We start from the raw sequence: 1,132 nt of genomic DNA on the forward strand, positions 1-1,132 counted from the left end.
GCCTGGATGAGGTAGTCGTCATTCCAGGCGCATTTCTTGATGCGGTGGCTAATGGGGACTTTGTCGACATCGGCGCCCTGAAGGATGTTTCTGGCGATGCGGTTGAGGAGCGCGGTGTTGGCGGGAGCATTGTCCTTGCGGGCGCGGGATTGATCCTCGTCCAGATGGACGTCGAGCATCCAATGCAGCCCATTCTCGATCTGCCAATGGGCTCTTGTGAGTTCGAGCGCCTGTTGCGGTGATAGCAATGTGGAAGCCATGAACAGGCGCGTCAGCGGCTTGGTCTGGTCGCGCCGGCTGGTGATGCGGATGAAGGCTTTGTGACCGGGCATCAGCGGTTCGGCCGCCGCCACGACCTCGGCCTGCCGCCATTCGCTGCGGCCATGGCTGGTTTCAGTCCGCTCCGCGACAGCGGGGGTGATCTCGGTCAGTTGTTGCTTGGCGTGAGCAACCCAGTGCCGGCGGTTTCCTTTAAGCGCGAGCAGGTAGTCGCCGCCGCGTTCGGTGATGGCCTTTGCCATGCGCGTGTGACAGTGGAGCGCATCGGCGGTGACCATTCTGCCAGTAAGATCAATGAGTTCGACGACCCTGAGGGCTGCCTCGACCTCGTTCTCTCCGGCGCCGGGCGATACCGCCGCCAGACACAGCCGCGTCTCGGCGGCGAAGGCTGACACCGTCAGCGGCGGACTGGCCGCAAGGCCCTTCTCATAGGCTCGCCGCAGCGCCTTGCCGTCGAGCGAGACCACCTCCTCGCAGGCACGCGCGAAGCCCGCGGCAAAGGCGGCGAAAGCACGGCCGAACGCCTCTGGATCCAGCAGCCGCAACAGCCGCGAGAAGGTGTCGTGGCTGGGCGCCACCTCATATTCGATCAACCGCGACAGCGCCTGCTTGCGCTCTTGCGCGAACAACGAGAACTCCGTCGCATTGCTCGCCCCGCACAGGCTCGCCGCGATCATCATCACGATCAAATCGCCAAGCCGATGCGTGGCATTGCCGGCGCGCGGATCGGGCAGCGCGCCAAAATAGCTCTCAAGGCTGGAAATGGCAGTCTCTCCTTCGTTCGACTGCCTGCCCAAAGAATCCCTTCTCAGGCCAACTTCAAGTCCCAAAAAGCCATATGCGATTCCCCTGC

The 1,132-nt window shown here is 63.2% G+C and carries 1 protein-coding gene; it reads right to left on the reverse strand.

Features of this window, described 5'->3' with window-relative positions; genetic code table 11:
* Nucleotides 1-1,076: ISAs1 family transposase (locus tag EN818_RS30630; protein ID WP_245518934.1), on the reverse strand; the 1,076-nt coding region annotated here is incomplete at its 3' end.
* Nucleotides 1,077-1,132: the final 56 nt, after the last annotated feature.

Origin of the sequence: Mesorhizobium sp. M3A.F.Ca.ET.175.01.1.1 (assembly GCF_004791945.1) — a bacterium.
GTDB lineage: Bacteria > Pseudomonadota > Alphaproteobacteria > Rhizobiales > Rhizobiaceae > Mesorhizobium.